We start from the raw sequence: 18682 nt of genomic DNA on the forward strand, positions 1-18682 counted from the left end.
TATATCAACTCTATCACTTTCTTATAATATTATCTATACCGTCCTTTATGCTTTGATACTGCCGAGATAACGCGTTGTACTCCTCTATTATCCTTTCGACCTTCACTTTCGCCTCCTCATCTTGGAAATTCCTCAACATCTCCATAATGCTGTACGACTCGAAAAAGGAGTTTTTACGACTTGGCCTGTCGCAGCCAAAGACCTCCTTTAACATCTTTAAGTCATGAGGAATATTGAAGACGTCGTTCGTCTCTTCGTAGCTAAAGAAGTAATAGATCTTCGGAAATCCTGCCCAGGCTATGGCCGACAGGCACATCGAGCAGGGTTCGTGTGTCGAAAGAAAGATGCAGTCCTGCGGCTTTGGGTGGTCTTCAAGCTCAAAAAACTTCAATATCGTATATATCTCACCGTGAAATATGGGGTTTTCTCCCTCGTGATTGGTGGCCGCAACCACGAGGGAAAGATCGTCTGCCTTTAATACGGCGCCACCAAAGACCTTATGGCCCAGGGGAACGCATTTTTTAGTCTGGGGCAAAATGTAGTTCTCGATTACGTCGAGAAGTCTGTAAAGTAAAGTTCTATCGTCGCAGCTCATGATCTTGCCTCCTTTAAGAATCGCGATACCAGCCTGCCCGTGACGCGCTTTCTGTAGTCCTTTGAAGTCCTGGGGGAGACTTCCTCGCTTGCAATGAGGCGGGCTTCGTCTATGACTTCCTCTGTTAGCTTCTTCCCCCTGAGATATTTTTCCGTATCAGTCAAAAAGATCGGGACGGGCGACATGCTTCCCGCCGCTAAGCGGACGTCACTTACCGCCTCGTCTTCGAGCTCGATAAACCCGGCAAGGGAAAGCCTTGAAATGGTTAAAGCAAGCCTGGAACCTCTTTTGTAGAAAAATTGGCGCGACTTCACCGAAGGAAGGGGTATTTTTACGCTTTTAAGCAACTCATCGGACCTTAAAACGGTCTTTCTGTAGCCGCTGTAAAGCTCCGTCACGGGTATTTCGCGCACTCCCCTTTTGCTTTGAAGGACTGCAATTGCGCCAAGTACGAAAAGCAGGGGCGGACTGTCGGCCGCGGCTGAAGCGTTGACGAGATTTCCTCCGATTGTGGCCCTATTTTGTATGGCCACAGCTCCAATTAAAGTCGAAAGATAAGCTAGGGCGGGAAAATGCTCTTTCACTAAATCCGAAGAGGCGATCTCGGAAAAGGTTGTGCCGCCTCCGATCTCCATGTAGCCCTTTTCGAGCTTTATCCCGCTCATCTCCTTCAAATTCCAGATGTCCATCACCCTCTCGGGCTCGGGCTTTCCCTTCTTAAGGTCGGGGTAAAAATCGGTACAACCCGACAACAAGGTCATATCCGGATATCTTTCCAGAATTTCTAAGGCCTTCTCCAGATCGACGGGCAAAAATACCCGGGAGGCCTCGCTTCCCTGAAGTTCTACCGATTCCTCGGACACATTATCCCTTTCGCCCTTTTTGGGAGCAGTCTTTCTGCCGTAGCCTTCCGCAGCCGCTCTTTCCACAGCGCGAAATATCCGTTCGTAACCGGTGCATCGACAGAGGTTTCCCGCCAAGGCCCATTTTATCTCCTCTCTGGTGGGATTGGGTTTTGCGCTTAAAAGGGCCCGTGCGGCCAAGACCATCCCCGGGATGCAGAATCCGCACTGCACCGCCCCTTCCTCTACGAAGGCCCTCTGAAGTGCGTCTTCTTCGCCGTCCAATCCTTCTATGGTGAGCACATCTCCGCCCCGCACCTGCAGAGCGGGAACCAGGCAGGAGTTCACAAGTTTTCCGTTTAAAATCACCGAACAGGCTCCGCACTCTCCCTCTCCGCAGCCTTCTTTGGTACCCACATACCCCAGCTGTTCCCTCAAGACGTCAAGCAAACGATCCAGAGGAGAAGCCTCGGCCGTAACTTCATGATCGTTTAAAGTAAACCGTAACTTCATGATCGTCTTTCATCCCCTTCTTGCTCGAGCGAAGTCAAAATCTCCCCCGTCACGGGAAGCCTGGTGGGGAAAAGTCCTGTGGCGTGCTCGATGGCTGACGCCACCGCAGGTCCTCCTCCGCTTAAAGGCATTTCACCCAATCCCTTTGCCCCAAAGGCTCCCCTGCTACAGGGAATTTCCATAAGTTCCACGAAGAAGTCGGGGCAATCGACGCTGGTCGGGATGGAGTAACTGGCAAGCCTGTTGTTCCTGTATCTGCCGCCTTCCATCTCTATGACCTCAAGATAGCCGTAGCCCAATCCCTGCAGGCTTCCGCCTTCTACCTGACCAAGGGCGAGCAAGGGATTTATGGCAGTGCCGACGTCAACGACAACAGTGTCTCGCAAGGGCCTCACTTCCCAGGTATCTGTATCGACTTCCACCTCCAGGACACTTGCTCCCCAGGCATAACCCTGGTATGCGTCCCCCTGACATTTCTTGTCGTCCCAGTTAAGCTCCGGGGGATGGACGTAATCGCCTATGACCTCCAGGGGCCCCCTTTCTTCCTCGATCCGTCGGGCTATTTCAAAAAAGTCAGCCAGGGGGGTGCCGTTTTCAAAAAAAGTTCCCTTTGCATAGGTTATGTCCCCAAGGGAGACGTCAAAATGCCTGGATACGTACTCCTTGAGCTGCAAAATTAGCTTTTCTGTCCCACGAAGCACGATCTTTCCCACGATCATGGTGGTGCGGGAGGCGACTGTCGGACCGCTGTCGGGAGCCTTGGAGGTATCGGGCTGACAGTACTTGACCTTCTCGAAGGGAATTTGAAGGCCCTGAGCTGCTATTTGCGTGAGCACCGTCGCGGCACCTTGCCCCATCTCGACGTTGCTCACGTGAAGTTCGACTGACTCCTTCGCCACAAAAAGCTTTATTTTTCCGTTGATCTTCTGCTCTCCCGCTCCCGTAAAGCCTCCTCCGTGAAGGAAAAGCGACAACCCGATGCCCCTTTTCTTCGGGCCTTGGTCTTTTGAATACTCGGACCTCTTTCTTTCGTATTCCGAAATCGCCAAGGCACGCTCAAAGACTAGCCTTGCTCCGTCGTCCTCGACCCTTTGACCGAAGGGAAAGGCATCTCCGTTCTTTAACAGGTTTTTACGCCTCACTTCTACAGGGCTTAAACCAAGCGTCCTTGCGATTTTATCCATCTGCCTTTCCATGGCAAATATGCTTTGAGGCGCGCCAAAACCCCTGAAGGCGCCGTTTGGCGGTGTGTTCGTAGCCACGGCTCTGGCCAGGATGCGGGCGCTTGGTATGTTGTAGCAACCCGTAGCGTGAAGCAGCGACCTTTGAAGCACTACAATGCTCAAGGTCGTATAAGCCCCTCCGTCAAGCACCAGGTCTACGTCCTGGGCGACTATCGTGCCGTCCTTTTTTACCCCCGTTCTGTGCCTTATCCTGGAAGGGTGCCTCTTGGTAGTGGAGACCATATCTTCGGCCCTGTCGTAGATGATCTTCACGGGCCTTTTGGCCTTCAAGGCAAGCACGGCTGCGTGTATAGCAAGAAGCGAGGGAAAATCTTCCTTTCCGCCAAAGCCTCCGCCCGTAACGGCCTGTTTTATGACGATCTTATCGGGTGGGAGGTTTAAAGCATGCGTCATGGCGCCATGTATATAGTAAGGGCACTGAAGCGAACCTATAACCTCCACGCCTCCATCGTCGCGTGGAAGGGCCACCATCCCCTGGGGTTCCAGGTAAAGCTGCTCCTGATGGCCCGTCCTGTAAGTTTCTTCTATGATGATATCTGCTTCTTTAAATGCCTCGTCGACTTCTCCTCTTTTTACCTCGAATTTGGCAAGGACGTTGTCCTCGCCCCAAATGATCTTCTCGCCAGAAAGCGCCTCTTCTATAGTAAGCACGGGCTCGATCGGCTCTATTTCAACTTTTACGGCCTTTAATGCGGCCCTGAGGAGGGCTTTGGTGGGAGCGGCAACGAGCGCTATGGGTTCCGATACGTAATTTACGATATCCTCTGCCAATACAGGCATGTCACGCCTTACCATGGCCACCTCATTCGGGCCCGGAAGGTCTTTTGCCGTTACAAAGACCACCTTCGACCAGTCAAAGGACGGATCCTGCCTGATACCAACGATCCTTCCGTGGGGCACGTCGCTTCTCACTGTGCCTCCGTACCAACAGCCAGGGATTGGGCAGTCATCGATATATTCTGCCTTCCCCATAACCTTATCCCAGGCATCTACCCTGACGACGGGCTTTCCGATAACTTCCCTGAATTCTTTCTCCCTCAGCGTAACCTTTAATTTTTCAGCCAAAGGGCAACATCTCCCCTCATCCAATCGGATTATTGGTTTTTATTATAAAACACGTAATTTATAAGCAAATTGCTCACAATGCCCACAGTGACGGCCAAAAAGACGTTGTTCGTGAGGTAAAGTTTAACGAAGGGGTGCAAAGTCCCAAGCCAGGCGCTCCTGTCCAAATTTAAATAGTAGGGCATCATGACGGAGATCCCAAGGGTAACTCCGGCTACGATCATATTGCCGAAGTTGTTTTTGATATCGGACATGACGGTATTAATGCCAGAAAGCAGTATCAAACCCGCGCTTATTATAAAGGCCCCGCCAATGACCGACTTTGGGATCGCTGCCAGGATCGTGGTGAACTTGGGACACAGCCCGTAAAGAAGGAATATAAAAGCCGCTGTTTGCGTGACTACCCTGCTTGCGATCCCCGTCGAAGCTATGATCCCGGCGTTCTGGCTTGCGCTGGTAACGGGAAGGCCGCCGAAAAGGGAACACAAAGCGCAGGAAAAGCCCTCGGCAGCTATTCCCCTGTTCATATGCTTTACCTTGTAAGGCTCGGCCGCTGCTGTACATACGGCAGCATAATCCCCTATGGACTCAAACATGGAGCATGCATATCCCGTCAGCACCAATAAAATGGCGGAAAAACTTATTATCAAAGGCGATGTCGCACCGTCGTAGCCCTTGAAGGGAAAAAGCTTTGGAAGGCTCACCCAGCCTGCGCGGGCAACACTTCCCCAATCGAAAATCCCCAGAACCGTTCCGCCAATTATACCCACAATAAGAATTGAGATGAGCACAAAGCCCCTGGAGATCAGGCCCTTAAGTTTAAACCGCAAAAAGAGGGCAAAGAGAAAACTTATTATCCCAAGCGACAAATGAAGGGCATCCGGAATGGCAAATACCCAAGAAAGCGATATACGAGTGATGACAAAACCGATGGTGGCTACTACCGATCCCACCACGACGGGAGGCATGAATTTCCTTAAAACCGTGAGTACTCTGGATGCTCCGAAAAGTCCTTCGATAACACCGCCTGCAAAGGCAGCTCCCCAGGCGGTGGTGAGCCCATAGGGATAAGTTTTGGCTATGGAAGCCATGTTTATGAATATGGGAACGGAAGGAAGCTGAACCACAGGCAATCTGTTTCCCAGGGTGGTCTGTATCATCGTCGCCACAAAAACGCCTATGAAGCAGTAGCTTATCATGGAAGGCGTAACGCTCTCTGGAAGCCCCGCCATGGCCACGAATGCCGTAGCCCAGATGAAGGGGCTGAAATCTACCAAAGTTAGCTGCAGGGCGTAATAAAGCGTTTCAAACACGGACTTCGGCTTCTCATCTATCGTCAAAACAGGCTTCGTCAAAGCCTCCACTTCCTGCTTGAATACTGCCTGTTCAGGATCATACGCCATTATTTTCACCATCCTTTCTAAAATCAAAGGGGCATCCCGCAGCGGACACCCCTTTTTCCCTAGCCTATTCCCTTTTCCCTGATTGCCTTTAAGACGCGCTCGGGCGTCATGGGAAGGTCATACATCCTGACTCCGACGGCGTCGTAAATGGCGTTAGCGATCGCAGGCCCCGGCGTATTGATGGCCACTTCTCCGACCGATTTTGCTCCGTATGGCCCATACTCCTCGAAAGAGGGTACAAGTATCGTAACGACCTCCGGCAAGTCAGTGGTCTTATATACCTTGTAGTCCCAGAAGTTGGGGTTTTTCATCTTCCCCTTCTCGTCAAAGAGATACTCTTCGCACAGAGAGAAGCTTACGCCGTTTAATACTGCTCCTTCCACCTGCCCTTCGGCAAGCTTCGGGTTTAAGACGTTGCCGCAGTCCATGGCCGTAACGACCTTGAGGGGCCTGACGATACCGGTCTTTATGTCGACTTCCACTTCGGCGAAGGTGGTGCAGAATGGGAAGGGCGACACAGGGCTGACGAAGGAGGCGCTTTCCTCGATCTGAAACTGGTTTTTCGCGTAAAAGGCATAGTAAGCCACGTCTTTGAAGCTTAGCCTTCGCCCGCTTCTTGTGTGGACGACCTCTTCTACTCCAAGGGCCAGATCTTGCTTCGAGCATTCAAGCATCTCGCAAGCAACCTTCAATATCTGGTCTAAGACCTTTTCGGCGCAAACCCTGACGGCGTTGCCCGATACGTAAGTCGTAGAAGAAGCGTAGGCTCCCACGTCGTAGGGAGTAAGGTCAGTATCGGAAGAAAGCACTATTATCTTCTCCGACGGCACCCTTAATGTTTCGGCCGCAATTTGGGCGAGCACCGTATCGGAGCCTGTCCCTATATCTGTGGCCCCAACGTAGAGGTTGAAGGAGCCATCCTCGTTCATCTTTATGTGGGCGCCGCCCATGTCTATCAGGGGAATGCCCGATCCCTGGGTGGCCACGGCCATTCCGACGCCGTAGCATTTGTCGCCCTCTCTCCTTTTGGCTTCTCTCTTTTCCTTCCAGCCGATGGCTCGTGCAGCCTCGTCTATGCATTCGGACAGCTTACAGGAAGTGACGACCTGCTCGTGTCCGGTCTTGCCCTCGCCTATGGCTTTGAAGACTTCGGAGGTCTCGCCCGTCTTTATGTGCCACTTCTTGACGAACTCGGCCATGTCCATGCCGAGAAGCCTCGTTATGTGATCTATATGCTGATTGAGCCCGAAAAATCCCTGGGTGGCTCCGTAGCCTCTATAGGCTCCGCCGACAGGGAGGTTGGTGTAGACGCAGTCGGCGTAGAAGGAGACGTTTTCTATTTTGTTGAAGAGGGGAAGCACCTTAGCGCCCGTATTGGCCAGGACGGTAGGCCCGTGGGGCCCGTATGCTCCTGCGTTCATGAGGTCATCGATCTCCATAGCGACGATTGTGCCGTCGTTTTTGACGCCTATCCTTATCCTGGAGCGCATGGCGTGCCTCGTCCTTCCCGATACGAAGTACTCCTCCCTGGAGGTTACGATCTGTGCCGGCCGCTTCGTCCTCCATGCAACCAATGCCACGTAAGGCTCAAGCAGCACTTCCTGCTTGCTCCCGAATCCACCTCCGATGCGGGGCTTGATCACCCTTATTTTTCCCAGGGGAATTCCCAATATGTTGGAGACTATCCTCCTGGCGTGGAAGGGAACCTGAGTCGATGTAATAAGAACCAGTCTGCCATAGTGATCAAACGTGGCCTTCGTCACGTGCGTCTCCAGGGCGCAGTGAGAGGCGATATGGGTATAGTAAGTTGCCTCCTGCACGAAGTCCGCCTCTTCAAATCCTTTCTGCGAATCTCCGTAGAGGAAGGCGATCCTTGCAGCTAAGTTCTTTTCCGGTCTGTATATGGCCGAAGGTATGAGAACATGCTCATCTCCGTCGTGAAGTACAGGGGCACCGTCCTTTTCGGCTTGCTCTATGTCGAAAAGTGCAGGAAGCAGCTCGTATTCCACCTTAATTTTTTTCACCGCTTCCTTCGCTATCTCTTCGCTTTCTGCTGCTACCAGGGCTACCCTGTCGCCGACGAACCTCACCTTTTCGTCGAACATGTACATGTCGTAGGGAGAAGGCTCCGGATGTGACTGGCCTGCGGAGGTGTAAAGCACCCTTGGGGTGTTTTTGTAGGTTAACACCAGCGCAACGCCGGGCATCAATTCGGCTTCGGCCGTATCTATGCTTTTTATCTTCGCATGAGCGTGGGGCGAGTACAGAAAGGCTATATGAAGGGGATCTTTAAGCGTAAAGTCGTCAGCAAAGAGCGGTTCGCCCGCCGCGAGCGCCAGGGCATCGACTTTCTCCTTATTTTTTCCAATGTTGATATAATCAGTCATTTTCCTTCACCTTCCTCGCGGCAAGTTTCACGGCATCTATTATCTTCACGTAACCCGTGCACCTGCAGAAATTTCCGTCAAGGGCTTCCTTTATCTCTTCGTCGGTGGGATCAGGGTTTCTTTGAAGCAGGGCGTAAGTGGCAAGCACCATGCCGGGGGTGCAGTAACCGCACTGTACTGCTCCCGCCTCGACGAAGGCCTCTTGTATCGGGTGGGGTTCGTGAATAGACCCTATACCTTTGACCGTCGTGATTTTTCTTTCGCCTGCGGAAGCAGCGTAAACCATGCAGGAGTTTACGAGTTCTCCATCTAGCAACACGCTGCAGGCGCCGCAAAAGCCTTCCCTGCAGCCGCATTTTACCTCCGTAAAGCCGTTGTCCCGTAAAAGGTCTAACAGCCTGGCATGGGAAGCAAATTTCAGTTCGTATACTTTTCCGTTTATGTTAAACGATGCCTTCATCTCCATCACCTCGCACTACCTAAAGCATTCAGGCCGCGACAAAGCAATACCTTAGAGACCTCCGCCAAGTAGGCACCGCTTCCTGCTGGCTTGTCGGTGAATTCGACGTTGACATTCCGTGAAATCCCTTCGACATCGACGTCCTCAAGCCTGCTGCCTTGAAGCGCCTTTTCAACTCCGCTTAACCTGTCGTATACCTTCTTCGAGCCTGTAACCACGACCTTTGCATCTCTTATAGACTCGCCTTCGACGGACAGTGCGATTGTGACAGTCAGGGCCGAGTAATCAGTTGAGGTCCTTGCAAATCTGTCAAACCAGCCGATTAATTTCACGTCGGGAAATCTGACTTCGGTCACGGCACAACCTTGAAACTTGCCTCTATCGGACAAAAGCTCCTCGTATTTACAGGTACCCTGCCTTCTTCCCAGGACTTCAATTTCTGCTTCCAACGCCAGAAGGGGACCCATAAGGTTCGACCAAAGGGGCGACAGATACACGCTTCCGCCCATGGTTATCCTGTTCCTCAAGGGTGTAGTCGCCGTGCATTTTAAAGCCTTGACAAGGAAGTGGTCGCTTTCTAAGGAGTCTATAACTCGGTTCAGTGTCGCCGTCGCTCCGATGTGCCAGATGTTGCCATCTTTTTTGACATAGTTTAGGGGCAAAGAGGAGATGTCGATAACCCGCTTTGCCGATTTTATCCTCTCTTCCTTTATGGCCGTGCCACCTGCATGGATGAGCGCTCCCTCTTCCTTTAAAAGCTCTGCCAGTTCTTCCCGGCTTTTTGGAAAATACCACTCCATCGCTTTCAACTCCTTTTTTTCCAGTATCTTTCTGCCACCTTTTTGGCTTCCGCCATGACGCTTTCTTCGTCCACGCTCACCAGGACGTGGTCTTTTACGACCTCGCGGCCTCCCGCTATAACGGTATTTACCGCGCTATCGCGAATGCCAAATATAAGATGGCCTAAAAGGTTCTGAGGCGTCAAAGGCGTAGGCGGATAGTAATCAAGGACGACCAGGTCGGCAGCAGCTCCTTCCTTTATCACTCCCATGGGTTTGCCGAAGTGGGCCGAAAAGATCGCCGCGTTCGACTCGAAAAGCATCTTCGCCGTCTCGGTCCAGCCCACGGTCGGATCCCGACGTTCGTGTTTGTGTATTATGTAAGCCACCTTGGCAGACTCAAGCATGGAAGGGGTGTAGCCGTCGGTCCCCAAGCCCACATTAACGCCCTTTGCGATCATCCCCACGACGTTTGGCACGCCCACGGCGTTGTTCATGTTGGACTCCGGATTATGAACGACATTTACGCCACATTTCGCCAAAAGCTCGATTTCGGGCTCATCTATATGCACTCCGTGAATAGCAAGGCTGCCGGGGATTAAAACTCCGAGCTCGTACAACCTGTCCGTTACGCCCTTGTAACCCCTTTCTCTGGCGTCGGTCACGTCAGCCAGCCCTTCGGCAAGGTGAAAATGGAAGGACGCGTTAAGGCCCTCAGCCTCCTCAGCGCAACGCTTCAAAGTCTCGTCTTCCAAGGTGAAGGAGGCATGCAGTCCGAACATGGCCCGAACGAAGGGGTCATTTGCATTCTTTCTTATAAACCTCACGTTTTCTTCTATGGAGGCATCTCTTGCCTTCGGCCCCCAGCGATCCGAGACCTCAAAACATAAAGACCCTTTTAGTCCCGCGTCTTTCAGGGCCTTTTCGAGCACGTCAAGGCTTCCTTCGATCATGCCAAAGGAGGCGTGATGGTCAAGTATCGCGGTCGTCCCGCTTTTGAGCGAATCTATGGCACCTATCAGGGCGCTGTAGTAAAGCTCCTCTTCAGTCATAAGGTCTTTGTCCATGCTCCACCAGAGCCGCTCGAGTATCTCCTTAAAGGTCTTTGGCGAGGGACCCGCTATGGACATGCCGCGGGCAAAGCTGCTGTAAAGGTGCATGTGGGCATTGAGAAAGCCAGGAATCACGAGTCTGCCGCCCAAGTCTTTAACCGTTACTCCTTCTTTATTGCCGTATTCTGCGAGGATATCGTTACTTTTGCCCACCCCGGTTATAGTTTCACCGTCTATGACCAGGCCGCTGTCTTCTATGACCCTGCAGTCTTCGCCAAGGGTTACAACTGTCCCGCCTTTTAGGATTAACAACTCTATCCCTCCCTTCATTACAACTCATTAATACTAAATATCTGAATCTACCGCTCCCAATATCCCTTATGGACCTCAATTACCTCTTCAGCCAGCTCCTCAAAAGGCCCTATTACACAAATATCCTTTTGCCCGCAAGCTATTATTTCCCTACAAGGAAGGTCAAGCGTAGGATTTTGCGGATGGTCCCTCGTCAAGGACAACAGTTGTCTTTCTGATAAAGCGTAGATTATCGTTCCCACATTAGACCAATAGATTGCCCCGGTACACATAGCACAAGGTTCTACTGAAGTATACAAAATACATTGCCACAAAAAGTCTTTATCGTAAATTTGTGAAGCCTTTTCGACCAAGACCAATTCTGCGTGCCCAGTACATCTTTTCTCGGTAATTTCGACATTCCCTTGCTCGAGCAATACATCTCCTTCAGGACCTACTAAAACTGCTCCAAAAGGAGTATTACCTGATTCTCTAGCCTTACGAGAAGTTTCAATTGCCAAACGTAAATATTTAATATGATCAAGATAATCAAATTGGCTTTTCACTAATATCCACCACCCGAAATTAAATGTAAAAACTCATACCTCCTAAAGTTTTAAGGGCGCCAATACGTAAAACCGTACGTTGTTAGGGCTAAACTTAAAATTAACAATGCATTTCCCACATATATGCCGCTGCTTGAATTACACAAGCATGCCATAAAAGATCCAGTGGCCATCATAAAGATGCCTATAGTTGCAAATAATCTTCCCTGTTTTACCTTCTTCACGTCAGTCAAGGAAATCACCCACTTTATATATCAGTATGCTCTCTTTTTTAACAAAACAGACAATAACAAATATGTAAAAAAGCCAAATAATATACCATTGACTGGAGGGAAGCCAACTTTAGTAACAAATACCAACAACACAGATATGATCCAAGAAAACCAGGCAATATAATTCCAATTATCATACCCTAGTTTAGATGTATCATAATATCCACGCCTAAGAATATAGTAATCAGCAAATATAATACCAGGAAGAGGCGGTACTATGTTACCAAGTGTGTTTAAAAATACAAAAAATATACCAATGTTATAAGGCTTTGTTAAGGTTAATAAAGCTGATATCATTAGAACAACAGCTAATATTTGTCTTTTCCCTTTGTTTAAGGCATTTGAAAGATTTAGGCTAGTTGAGTAAATATTAGCAGCATTAGTAGTCCATATATTAGTGCTCATTAAAATTACGCTAGGTATTATTAATCCCATATCAAGCAACACCTTTGTAAGATCACTATCACCCATTGCTATACTGGTTATCGCACCGCATATAATCAATAAGCTATTCCCTGCAACCAAGCCGCACCCAGCACTTAATACAGCTTCTTTTGTATTTTTGGCATATCTCATGATGTCTGCAATACAGGTTGAGGCAGAAAAGATCCAGGTACCAACTACGATGGAGAATGCATAACCCAGTGTTAAGGATGTACTAGGTAGATATTCAAAAATATTACTCCAACCGCCTGTAAGCTGTACGGATTTCATTGCAGTGGCTATAGAAAGAAATATAATATTGGGAATAGCCACATATCCCAAAACAGTAAGGGCATCTATACCTATTAAGGCAAATATACCCATAAGAATAGCGCTAGCTATCATCGCGATACTTTCACCTATGGATCCTAAATGCAATAATTGTGCTATTAAATGTCCATATAATGCTGATTGAATTGTGTACCAACCTATATTAACTATAGGCACAAAGAAAGAAGCTATTCTAGAGCCCTTCACGCCAAAACTATATCTTGTTATGAGAGCGAAGGTTAATCCGGTTTTACATGATATTACTGATATTAAAGAAGCAATAATAGTTAGAAAACAATTGCCAAGTATAGTAATTAAAACAATTTCCCTAAAAGTAAGCCCAGCTGCTAAACCGCCTCCAGCTACCATACTAGCGATTACAAACACAAACCCCGTCCACACCATTGTTACACCTAGAAATGTTTTTCGTTGGTTTATGGGCACAGCACTTAATTCATAGTCCTCAGCTTTGTTTTTGGCCATGCAATTAGCCTCCTTCTAAAATAAAGATTAAAACACTATTTGGAGTTCTATACTCTTTTGTATAATAATAATTTCACATAAATTATATTCTTTGGGACAAAATCTTGGCTTTTATTTGGTTAGAGCTAAGATTTGCGTCCCAAGAAATAGGCTACACGCTTTTATCTATCAAGACGCTAAGTTCTTGTTAACCGCACTCTCTATCGCCTCTATGATCTGCTCATACCCCGTACAGCGGCACAAATTTCCCTCTATGGCGGTCTTTATCTCCTCCCTGGTGGGGTTAGGGTTTTTGTCGAGCAAGGCCTTGGCGGACATGAGCATGCCGGGTGTGCAAAAACCGCACTGTACGGCGTGATGCTTTATGAATGCCTCCTGCAGCGGATGAAGGTGTCCGTTGACCTCTAAGCCTTCGACGGTAAGGACCTCGTTTCCGTCGGCTTGAGCCGTCAAAACCATGCAGGAATGCACAGCCTCACCGTCAAGTATTACCGTACATGCTCCGCATTCCCCGACGCCGCAACCTTCCTTCGTGCCCGTAAGGTGAAGGCGCTCCCGCAAGGTGTCGAGCAGCCTTTCCTTCGGCCCGACTGTAAGGCGATGTTTCGTTCCATTTACGGTGATGGTGACTTCGATATCATTCATTGGCCTTCGCCTCCGCAAAAATCGTCTCCAAAGCGCGCTTTACCAGGCTTGCCAGGGCTATGCGCTTGTAAGGCGTAGACCAGCGAACGCCCGTGGCAGAGATCATCTCCTCGCTTGCCCTTTCGCCTATCTCGGGTAGATCAATTTCGCCAATCCTTTTGCCGGCAATCGCTTCCTCGGTCTTGCCGAAGCGAATCGGGTACGCCGTCGCTGCGCCCGGCACAATTCTAGGGTCAAAGACGGTATCGTCTTTTATGCCCAAGACGACCGCCAGATTAATCCTGGCTATGTTCATGGCCTTTCTTCTTCCTATCTTTTGAAAGTTAGCAAAGTAACCTTCGCCGAGCAAGGGCACACATACTTCCGTCATTATTTCGTCGCTTTGGCGGTTCGTCCTGTAGGGACCGGCCAAAAACTCGCCAAGTGGAAGCTTTCTTTCGCCCTTCCGGGAACTCAGTTTCACATGCGCCCCAAGAGCAATGAGGGGAGGAATCAGATCGGCAGCAGGCGAGGCGTTGTTTATGTTTCCTCCCACAGTGCCTCTGTTTCTTATCTGGGTCGAACCTATGGTCTTGGCAGCCGAGGCGAGCAAGGAGAAGTACTTGTTAATCACGGGAGACTCCACGAGCATCGTATGAGTGGATAAAGCCCCTATCGCCACGCAGTCCTTTCTTTCTTCGATGAACTTTAATTCCTTTAATCCGCTTATGTCCAGCAAGTACCCGAAACCCTTAGCTCGCGCGTTTTCCTTCCTGATGTCCACCAAAAGGTCCGTCCCGCCTGCTATGGCTTTCACGCCTTCGTGAGAGCTGAGAAACTCCAGTGCTTCCTTCAAAGAAGGAGCTTTAAAAAATTCATAGTCTATCATTTTTTGCCACGTCCTTTCCTCAAGGGGTGGCCCAAAAGCACCCTCTCCAAGTTCAACGGCAATGATCTTATCCTCCTGCCGGTAGCCTGTGCGATGGCGTTGGCTATGGCTGCTGCTCCAAGCTCAAGCGTAGGCTCCCCTATGGATTTTGCGCCGAAAGGTCCGTCGGGGTCGGGATTTTCGACGATTATGGGGATTATGTTGGGCATGTCCTTAGATGTGGGAATTATATATTCGTCGAAGTTGGTGTTTGCAATATAACCTTCGTCGGTCTCCACTTCTTCCATGATGCCGTAACCCAGGCCCATCATAACTCCCCCGTATATTTGCCCTTTCAACATCTCAGGATTTATCGCCCGTCCCACATCGTGGGCGGCCGCCATGTTCAAGACCGTCACCTCGCCCGTCCCCATGTCTACTTCTACCTCGGCTATCTGACAGCCGTAGACGTAGGTGAAGTAAGGGCTTCCCTTTCCTTCCTCCTCGTCCCAGTGAATGCTTGGCGCCACGTACCATCCGACGTGGGACAGCTGGACGCCGGCCCAAAAAGCTTTGTTCGCCGCCTCAGCAAAGGAAATCAGCTTTTTGCCATCGGGAGTATATATCCAGTTTTCCTTGAACACCAGGTCGCTTGAAGTCAGTCCGAACTCCTCGGCCAGAAAGAGGGAAAGGGCCCTCTTGGCGCTCTCGGCGGCCCTCATAACGGAGCTTCCTCCCACTAGGGTGGAGCGCGATGCTACTGTGGAGCCGCTGTCCGGTGAGATCAAGGTATTGGCCTCGAGGAAGGTTATATGTTTCATCTCTATGCCGAGCTCTTCCGCCGCAATCTGACAGAAGGCTGTCTTAAGACCCTGGCCGTTTTCTGCCAAACCGCTATAAAGGTAAACGCTTCCGTCCTTTTGGATGGACAAAACCGTTCCGGCAGCGTCTACCGCTTCGGCGCCCAGGCTGCAGCCCCTGTAGCTTATGGCCATTCCTATGCCTCTGCGCTTGTCGCCCTTTTGGGGCTTGCTGTATTCCCTGTATTTTTTTTCGTAGCCTATGGCCTCTGCGGCCTTTTTCATGACTTCAGCTAGGCTTACCTCATGGCGGTCAAGCTTCTGTCCGCTCGCCGTTATGGAGCCGTTCCTTAAGATGTTCTTAAGCCTTATCTCAAGCGGGCTTATGCCGAGTTCCTGGGCCAGTTCGTCCATCAGGGACTCGTTTGCAAATATCACCTGTGGGGATCCGTAACCGCGCATGGCGCCTGTGTATACGTTGTTGGTATAATATCCGTAGGTGTCGGTCTTGACGTTGGGCACTTCATAAGGTCCCGTCGCCTGAACGACGGACCTCCAGGTGACGAAGGGGGTCTGGCAGGCGTAAGCCCCGCCGTCGGCTATGGCCTCAATTTCCATAGCCATCAGCTTGCCGTCCTTAGTGGCTCCTACTTTATATTTCATCTTATAGGGATGTCTTTTATAGCTTTCCAGTATGGACTCTTCCCTGGTGTTTACCATTTTAACGGGTCTGTCGGTTTTTAAGGCCAAAAGGGCTGCCCTGCAGGCCATGGCGGATACGACCTCATCTTTGCCGCCAAAGCTGCCGCCTATGTGGTTTTGAACGACCCTTACCTTGCTCAGGTCGGCCTTAAGGCACCTTGCCACGGCGTCCCTGGTGGCAAAGACGTTTTGAACGGATCCGTAAATCGTCAGCAGGCTTCCGTTTTCATGAGGGACAGCCACGACAGCCTCGGGCTCTATGTAGCTGTGCTCCACAAACTGGGTCTCGTACTCTCTCTCGATGATGACATCGCTTCCTGCAAAGCCTTCTTCGACGTTGCCCTTTCTCAATTTGTGGTGAACGACTTCGTTGCTGTCCCTGTCGGGATGGATGAGATGACTTTCCTTTGATTCCAAGGGGTCAAAAATTCCTTCTATTTCTTCGTATTCCACTTCGATAGCTTCTAAGGCCTTGGCAGCGATATCAAGGGATTCTGCCGCCACCATGGCTACGCCGTCGCCTATATAGTAGACGCGCTCCTTTGCTAAAACCTGCTGATCCTTGATGATGACGCCTATTTCGTTGCAGGGAACTTCTTGGGCCGTCATGACGGCCCATACACCCGGTATAGCACGAGCTTTCTCTACGTTAATGCTTTTTATCCTCGCCGAAGGATGCTTTGCCCGAAGCACCTTGCCGTAAAGCATCCCGGCAAACTGAAGGTCTGCTCCGTATTTTGCCCTTCCCGTCACCTTCTCGTAGGCGTCGACCCTCTCTACGGGCTTATTTACTGTGCTAAACATCTCTTTTCCTCCTCTGGCCTAGCTTTAGCCCTGCAGGCCGCATGCCAACAGGGCTAAAGCAGGTGTTTAAGACAGTGTAATGGCGCCGACCGGGCAACGCGTGTAGCAAAGCCCGCATCCAAAGCAGGCATCGGTAGTAACGCCAGCCTTGCCGGAAGAGCCTACGTTTATGGCGTAGTAAACACAGGACTCCTCGCATCTGCGACATCCTATGCACTTTTCCTCATTTACGCTTGGAGTCACCTTGACGAGAGGCTCCTTCCTCGAAGACCACTTTTTAGCAGTCAGCCCTTTTATTTCCTCAAGGGACGAGTAGCCGTGTTCGTCAAGCCACTTCGACGTCTCCTGAGCTATCCTCTTGAAGGCCTTGGGTCCTTCCAGGATCGCCTGCGTGCATATCTGGACTGCCGACGCTCCTGCCATGAACATTTCGATTACGTCCTCGCCGCTTGAGACTCCTCCTACCCCGATCACAGGTATGGAGACAGCATGCGACAGTTCAAAAACGTGTCGAAGGGCGATCCCCTTGATTGCGGGCCCTGATACCCAACCGTAGCCCGTATCGCTTCCCATGTAGGGAAGGCCGGTCTTTAAGTCTATGCGAAGGGCAGGGCCGACGGAGTTTATGGCAGCTAAGGCGTCAACGCCCACTTCCTCAAGTTTTTTGCCGAGTTCAGCCAAATCGGGAACTCCCGGGCTTACCTTTACGATGATCGGCTTTTTGGTGGCCTTCCTTGCAGCCGTTACCGTGTTTAACACGGGAGTCAGGTCGCGGCCCACGTAGTGAGTGGAAAGCTCGAAGGCATCGGCGAAGGGTTCGGTCTTGGGAATGAGATCGGTCAGCTCTTCGGCCGTATATCCCAATCCAACTATTATCGGAACGGGCAGTTCGTAAATCTTATCATATTCTTCTTTAAGCCAATGCTCGGGCGAATGCTCCGACCAAAGCTCTGTATTTATGAAGCTTTCCTTGAAGGCAGCCATGCACGGGCGCGGAACGTCTGCAGCCTTGGCGGATATGGTCTTCGTGACTACGCCGCCTGCTCCACCTTCTACCATTCTCTTTATGGTCTCGTAATTCCTTGAAGGAGGTCCTGCAGCTATTATCAGGGGATTTTCGAATTCCATCCCCGCTATCTTAACTTTTAGGTTAGACATCTCTCTTTGCCTCCTTTTTTTACTTTCCGCCCATCGTCAGGGTCATGACGGCCTTGGCCGTGTGTATCCTGTTTTCGGCTTCGTCGTAGACTATGGAATGAGGTCCGTCTATCACGCTGTCTTCGACCTCATTCTTGCGGTCTGCCGGGAGTGCGTGCATGTACATGACGTCGGGGTCAGCTAAGCTCATCATCTTCTCCGTGCACTTCCAGTGCTTGTTGGCCTCAAGGCGCGGGTTGATGACCGCCGGGTCAGGGTTAGTCACCCAGTCTCCCCAGTTTTTGGGGATGACCACGTGTGCTCCTTCGTAAGCCTCCTCCTGGTTATGGGTGATCCTTAAGCTTCCGCCGTTTGCCTTGGCGTTTTCCTCGGCTTGCTTTATGGCCCAATCCGGAAGGTCGTATCCTTCCGGGTAGGCTAGCGTCACGTCCATGCCGTACCTTGGGAAAAGAAGGACCTGACTCAATGGCACCGATATGGGTTTTTTGTGGGTCGTGGCGTAAGCCCAGATTATCGAGACCTTAAGCCTCTGGGTGTCTTTGACCTTTTCTTTGATGGTCATCAAGTCGGCCAGCACCTGCATGGGGTGGTAAAGGTCGCACTGGAGGTTCATGACCGGCACTGTGGCCCACTGAGCCATCTCCCGCAGGTACTTGTTTCCTATACCCCAGAAGCAATTCCTGCAGGCTATGCCGTGGCCGAACCGCGAGAGTATGATGGCCGTGTCCTTGGCCGATTCGCCGTGGGCGATCTGCATAGTGCTGGTATCAAGGTAGTTCGCGTGTCCGCCAAGCTGAGCAATGCCGGCTTCCATCGAATTTCGCGTCCTCGTCGACTGCTCGAAGAACATCAAAAATATGGTTTTATAGGAAAGATAAGGTGTGGGAACTCCCATGGCAAAATGTCTTTTAAGCTCAAAGGAGACGTCCAAAAGGGTATCGACCTCTTCCTTCGTCCACTCTTGGAGCGTTATAAAATGCTTGTTATGAAACTGCGTCTGCATATCTTTTTACCCCCTCAC

15 protein-coding genes are annotated in these 18682 nt (G+C 50.6%); all 15 read right to left on the minus strand.

The window, feature by feature from the left end:
- Positions 1 to 13: 13 nt before the first annotated feature.
- A complete protein-coding gene (locus tag HMPREF1705_RS00835; protein WP_009200611.1) occupies positions 14 to 595 on the minus strand; it encodes a deaminase in 582 nt (193 codons plus the stop codon).
- Positions 592 to 1950, minus strand: coding sequence for an FAD binding domain-containing protein (locus HMPREF1705_RS00840; protein ID WP_009200610.1), 1359 nt, complete (start codon positions 1948 to 1950; stop codon positions 592 to 594). The genes HMPREF1705_RS00835 and HMPREF1705_RS00840 overlap by 4 nt, the downstream gene beginning before the upstream one ends.
- The gene (locus HMPREF1705_RS00845; RefSeq protein WP_009200609.1) at positions 1947 to 4259 is read right to left on the minus strand and encodes a xanthine dehydrogenase family protein molybdopterin-binding subunit; all 2313 of its coding nucleotides are present in this window, start codon (positions 4257 to 4259) and stop codon (positions 1947 to 1949) included. The genes HMPREF1705_RS00840 and HMPREF1705_RS00845 overlap by 4 nt, the downstream gene beginning before the upstream one ends.
- Before the next feature lie 29 nt (positions 4260 to 4288).
- Positions 4289 to 5662 carry a uracil-xanthine permease family protein gene (locus tag HMPREF1705_RS00850; protein ID WP_111089622.1) on the minus strand — a complete coding sequence of 458 codons (1374 nt, stop codon included), beginning with the start codon at positions 5660 to 5662 and terminating at the stop codon, positions 4289 to 4291.
- Between the two features lie 59 nt (positions 5663 to 5721).
- Positions 5722 to 8049 (minus strand): xanthine dehydrogenase family protein molybdopterin-binding subunit, encoded by a 2328-nt coding sequence (locus HMPREF1705_RS00855; protein WP_009200607.1) that lies wholly within the window; start codon positions 8047 to 8049, stop codon positions 5722 to 5724.
- Positions 8042 to 8509, minus strand: coding sequence for a (2Fe-2S)-binding protein (locus HMPREF1705_RS00860; protein ID WP_040348401.1), 468 nt, complete (start codon positions 8507 to 8509; stop codon positions 8042 to 8044). The genes HMPREF1705_RS00855 and HMPREF1705_RS00860 overlap by 8 nt, the downstream gene beginning before the upstream one ends.
- Before the next feature lie 5 nt (positions 8510 to 8514).
- The gene (locus HMPREF1705_RS00865) at positions 8515 to 9309 is read right to left on the minus strand and encodes an FAD binding domain-containing protein (RefSeq protein ID WP_040347838.1); all 795 of its coding nucleotides are present in this window, start codon (positions 9307 to 9309) and stop codon (positions 8515 to 8517) included.
- A 5-nt stretch (positions 9310 to 9314) separates the two neighbouring features.
- Complete coding sequence (ssnA, locus tag HMPREF1705_RS00870; protein ID WP_040347835.1) at positions 9315 to 10652, minus strand: putative aminohydrolase SsnA; 1338 nt, start codon at positions 10650 to 10652, stop codon at positions 9315 to 9317.
- A gap of 47 nt (positions 10653 to 10699) precedes the next feature.
- The gene (locus HMPREF1705_RS00875; protein ID WP_009200603.1) at positions 10700 to 11197 is read right to left on the minus strand and encodes a nucleoside deaminase; all 498 of its coding nucleotides are present in this window, start codon (positions 11195 to 11197) and stop codon (positions 10700 to 10702) included.
- A 254-nt stretch (positions 11198 to 11451) separates the two neighbouring features.
- Entirely contained in the window at positions 11452 to 12705 is a 1254-nt protein-coding gene (locus tag HMPREF1705_RS00880; protein WP_009200601.1) for a cytosine permease, read from the minus strand.
- A gap of 168 nt (positions 12706 to 12873) precedes the next feature.
- A complete protein-coding gene (locus HMPREF1705_RS00885; protein WP_009200600.1) occupies positions 12874 to 13350 on the minus strand; it encodes a (2Fe-2S)-binding protein in 477 nt (158 codons plus the stop codon).
- A complete protein-coding gene (locus HMPREF1705_RS00890; protein WP_009200599.1) occupies positions 13343 to 14218 on the minus strand; it encodes an FAD binding domain-containing protein in 876 nt (291 codons plus the stop codon). Before HMPREF1705_RS00890 ends, HMPREF1705_RS00885 begins: the two co-directional genes overlap by 8 nt.
- Positions 14215 to 16503: a xanthine dehydrogenase family protein molybdopterin-binding subunit gene (locus tag HMPREF1705_RS00895; protein WP_009200598.1), complete on the minus strand. Its 2289-nt coding sequence runs from the start codon at positions 16501 to 16503 to the stop codon at positions 14215 to 14217. The genes HMPREF1705_RS00890 and HMPREF1705_RS00895 overlap by 4 nt, the downstream gene beginning before the upstream one ends.
- 66 nt (positions 16504 to 16569) lie before the next feature.
- The gene (locus HMPREF1705_RS00900) at positions 16570 to 17661 is read right to left on the minus strand and encodes a 4Fe-4S dicluster-binding protein (protein WP_009200597.1); all 1092 of its coding nucleotides are present in this window, start codon (positions 17659 to 17661) and stop codon (positions 16570 to 16572) included.
- A gap of 19 nt (positions 17662 to 17680) precedes the next feature.
- Positions 17681 to 18664 carry an ornithine carbamoyltransferase gene (locus HMPREF1705_RS00905; protein ID WP_009200596.1) on the minus strand — a complete coding sequence of 328 codons (984 nt, stop codon included), beginning with the start codon at positions 18662 to 18664 and terminating at the stop codon, positions 17681 to 17683.
- Positions 18665 to 18682: the final 18 nt, after the last annotated feature.

This window comes from Acetomicrobium hydrogeniformans ATCC BAA-1850, assembly GCF_000160455.2.
Classification (GTDB): Bacteria; Synergistota; Synergistia; order Synergistales; family Acetomicrobiaceae; genus Acetomicrobium; species Acetomicrobium thermoterrenum.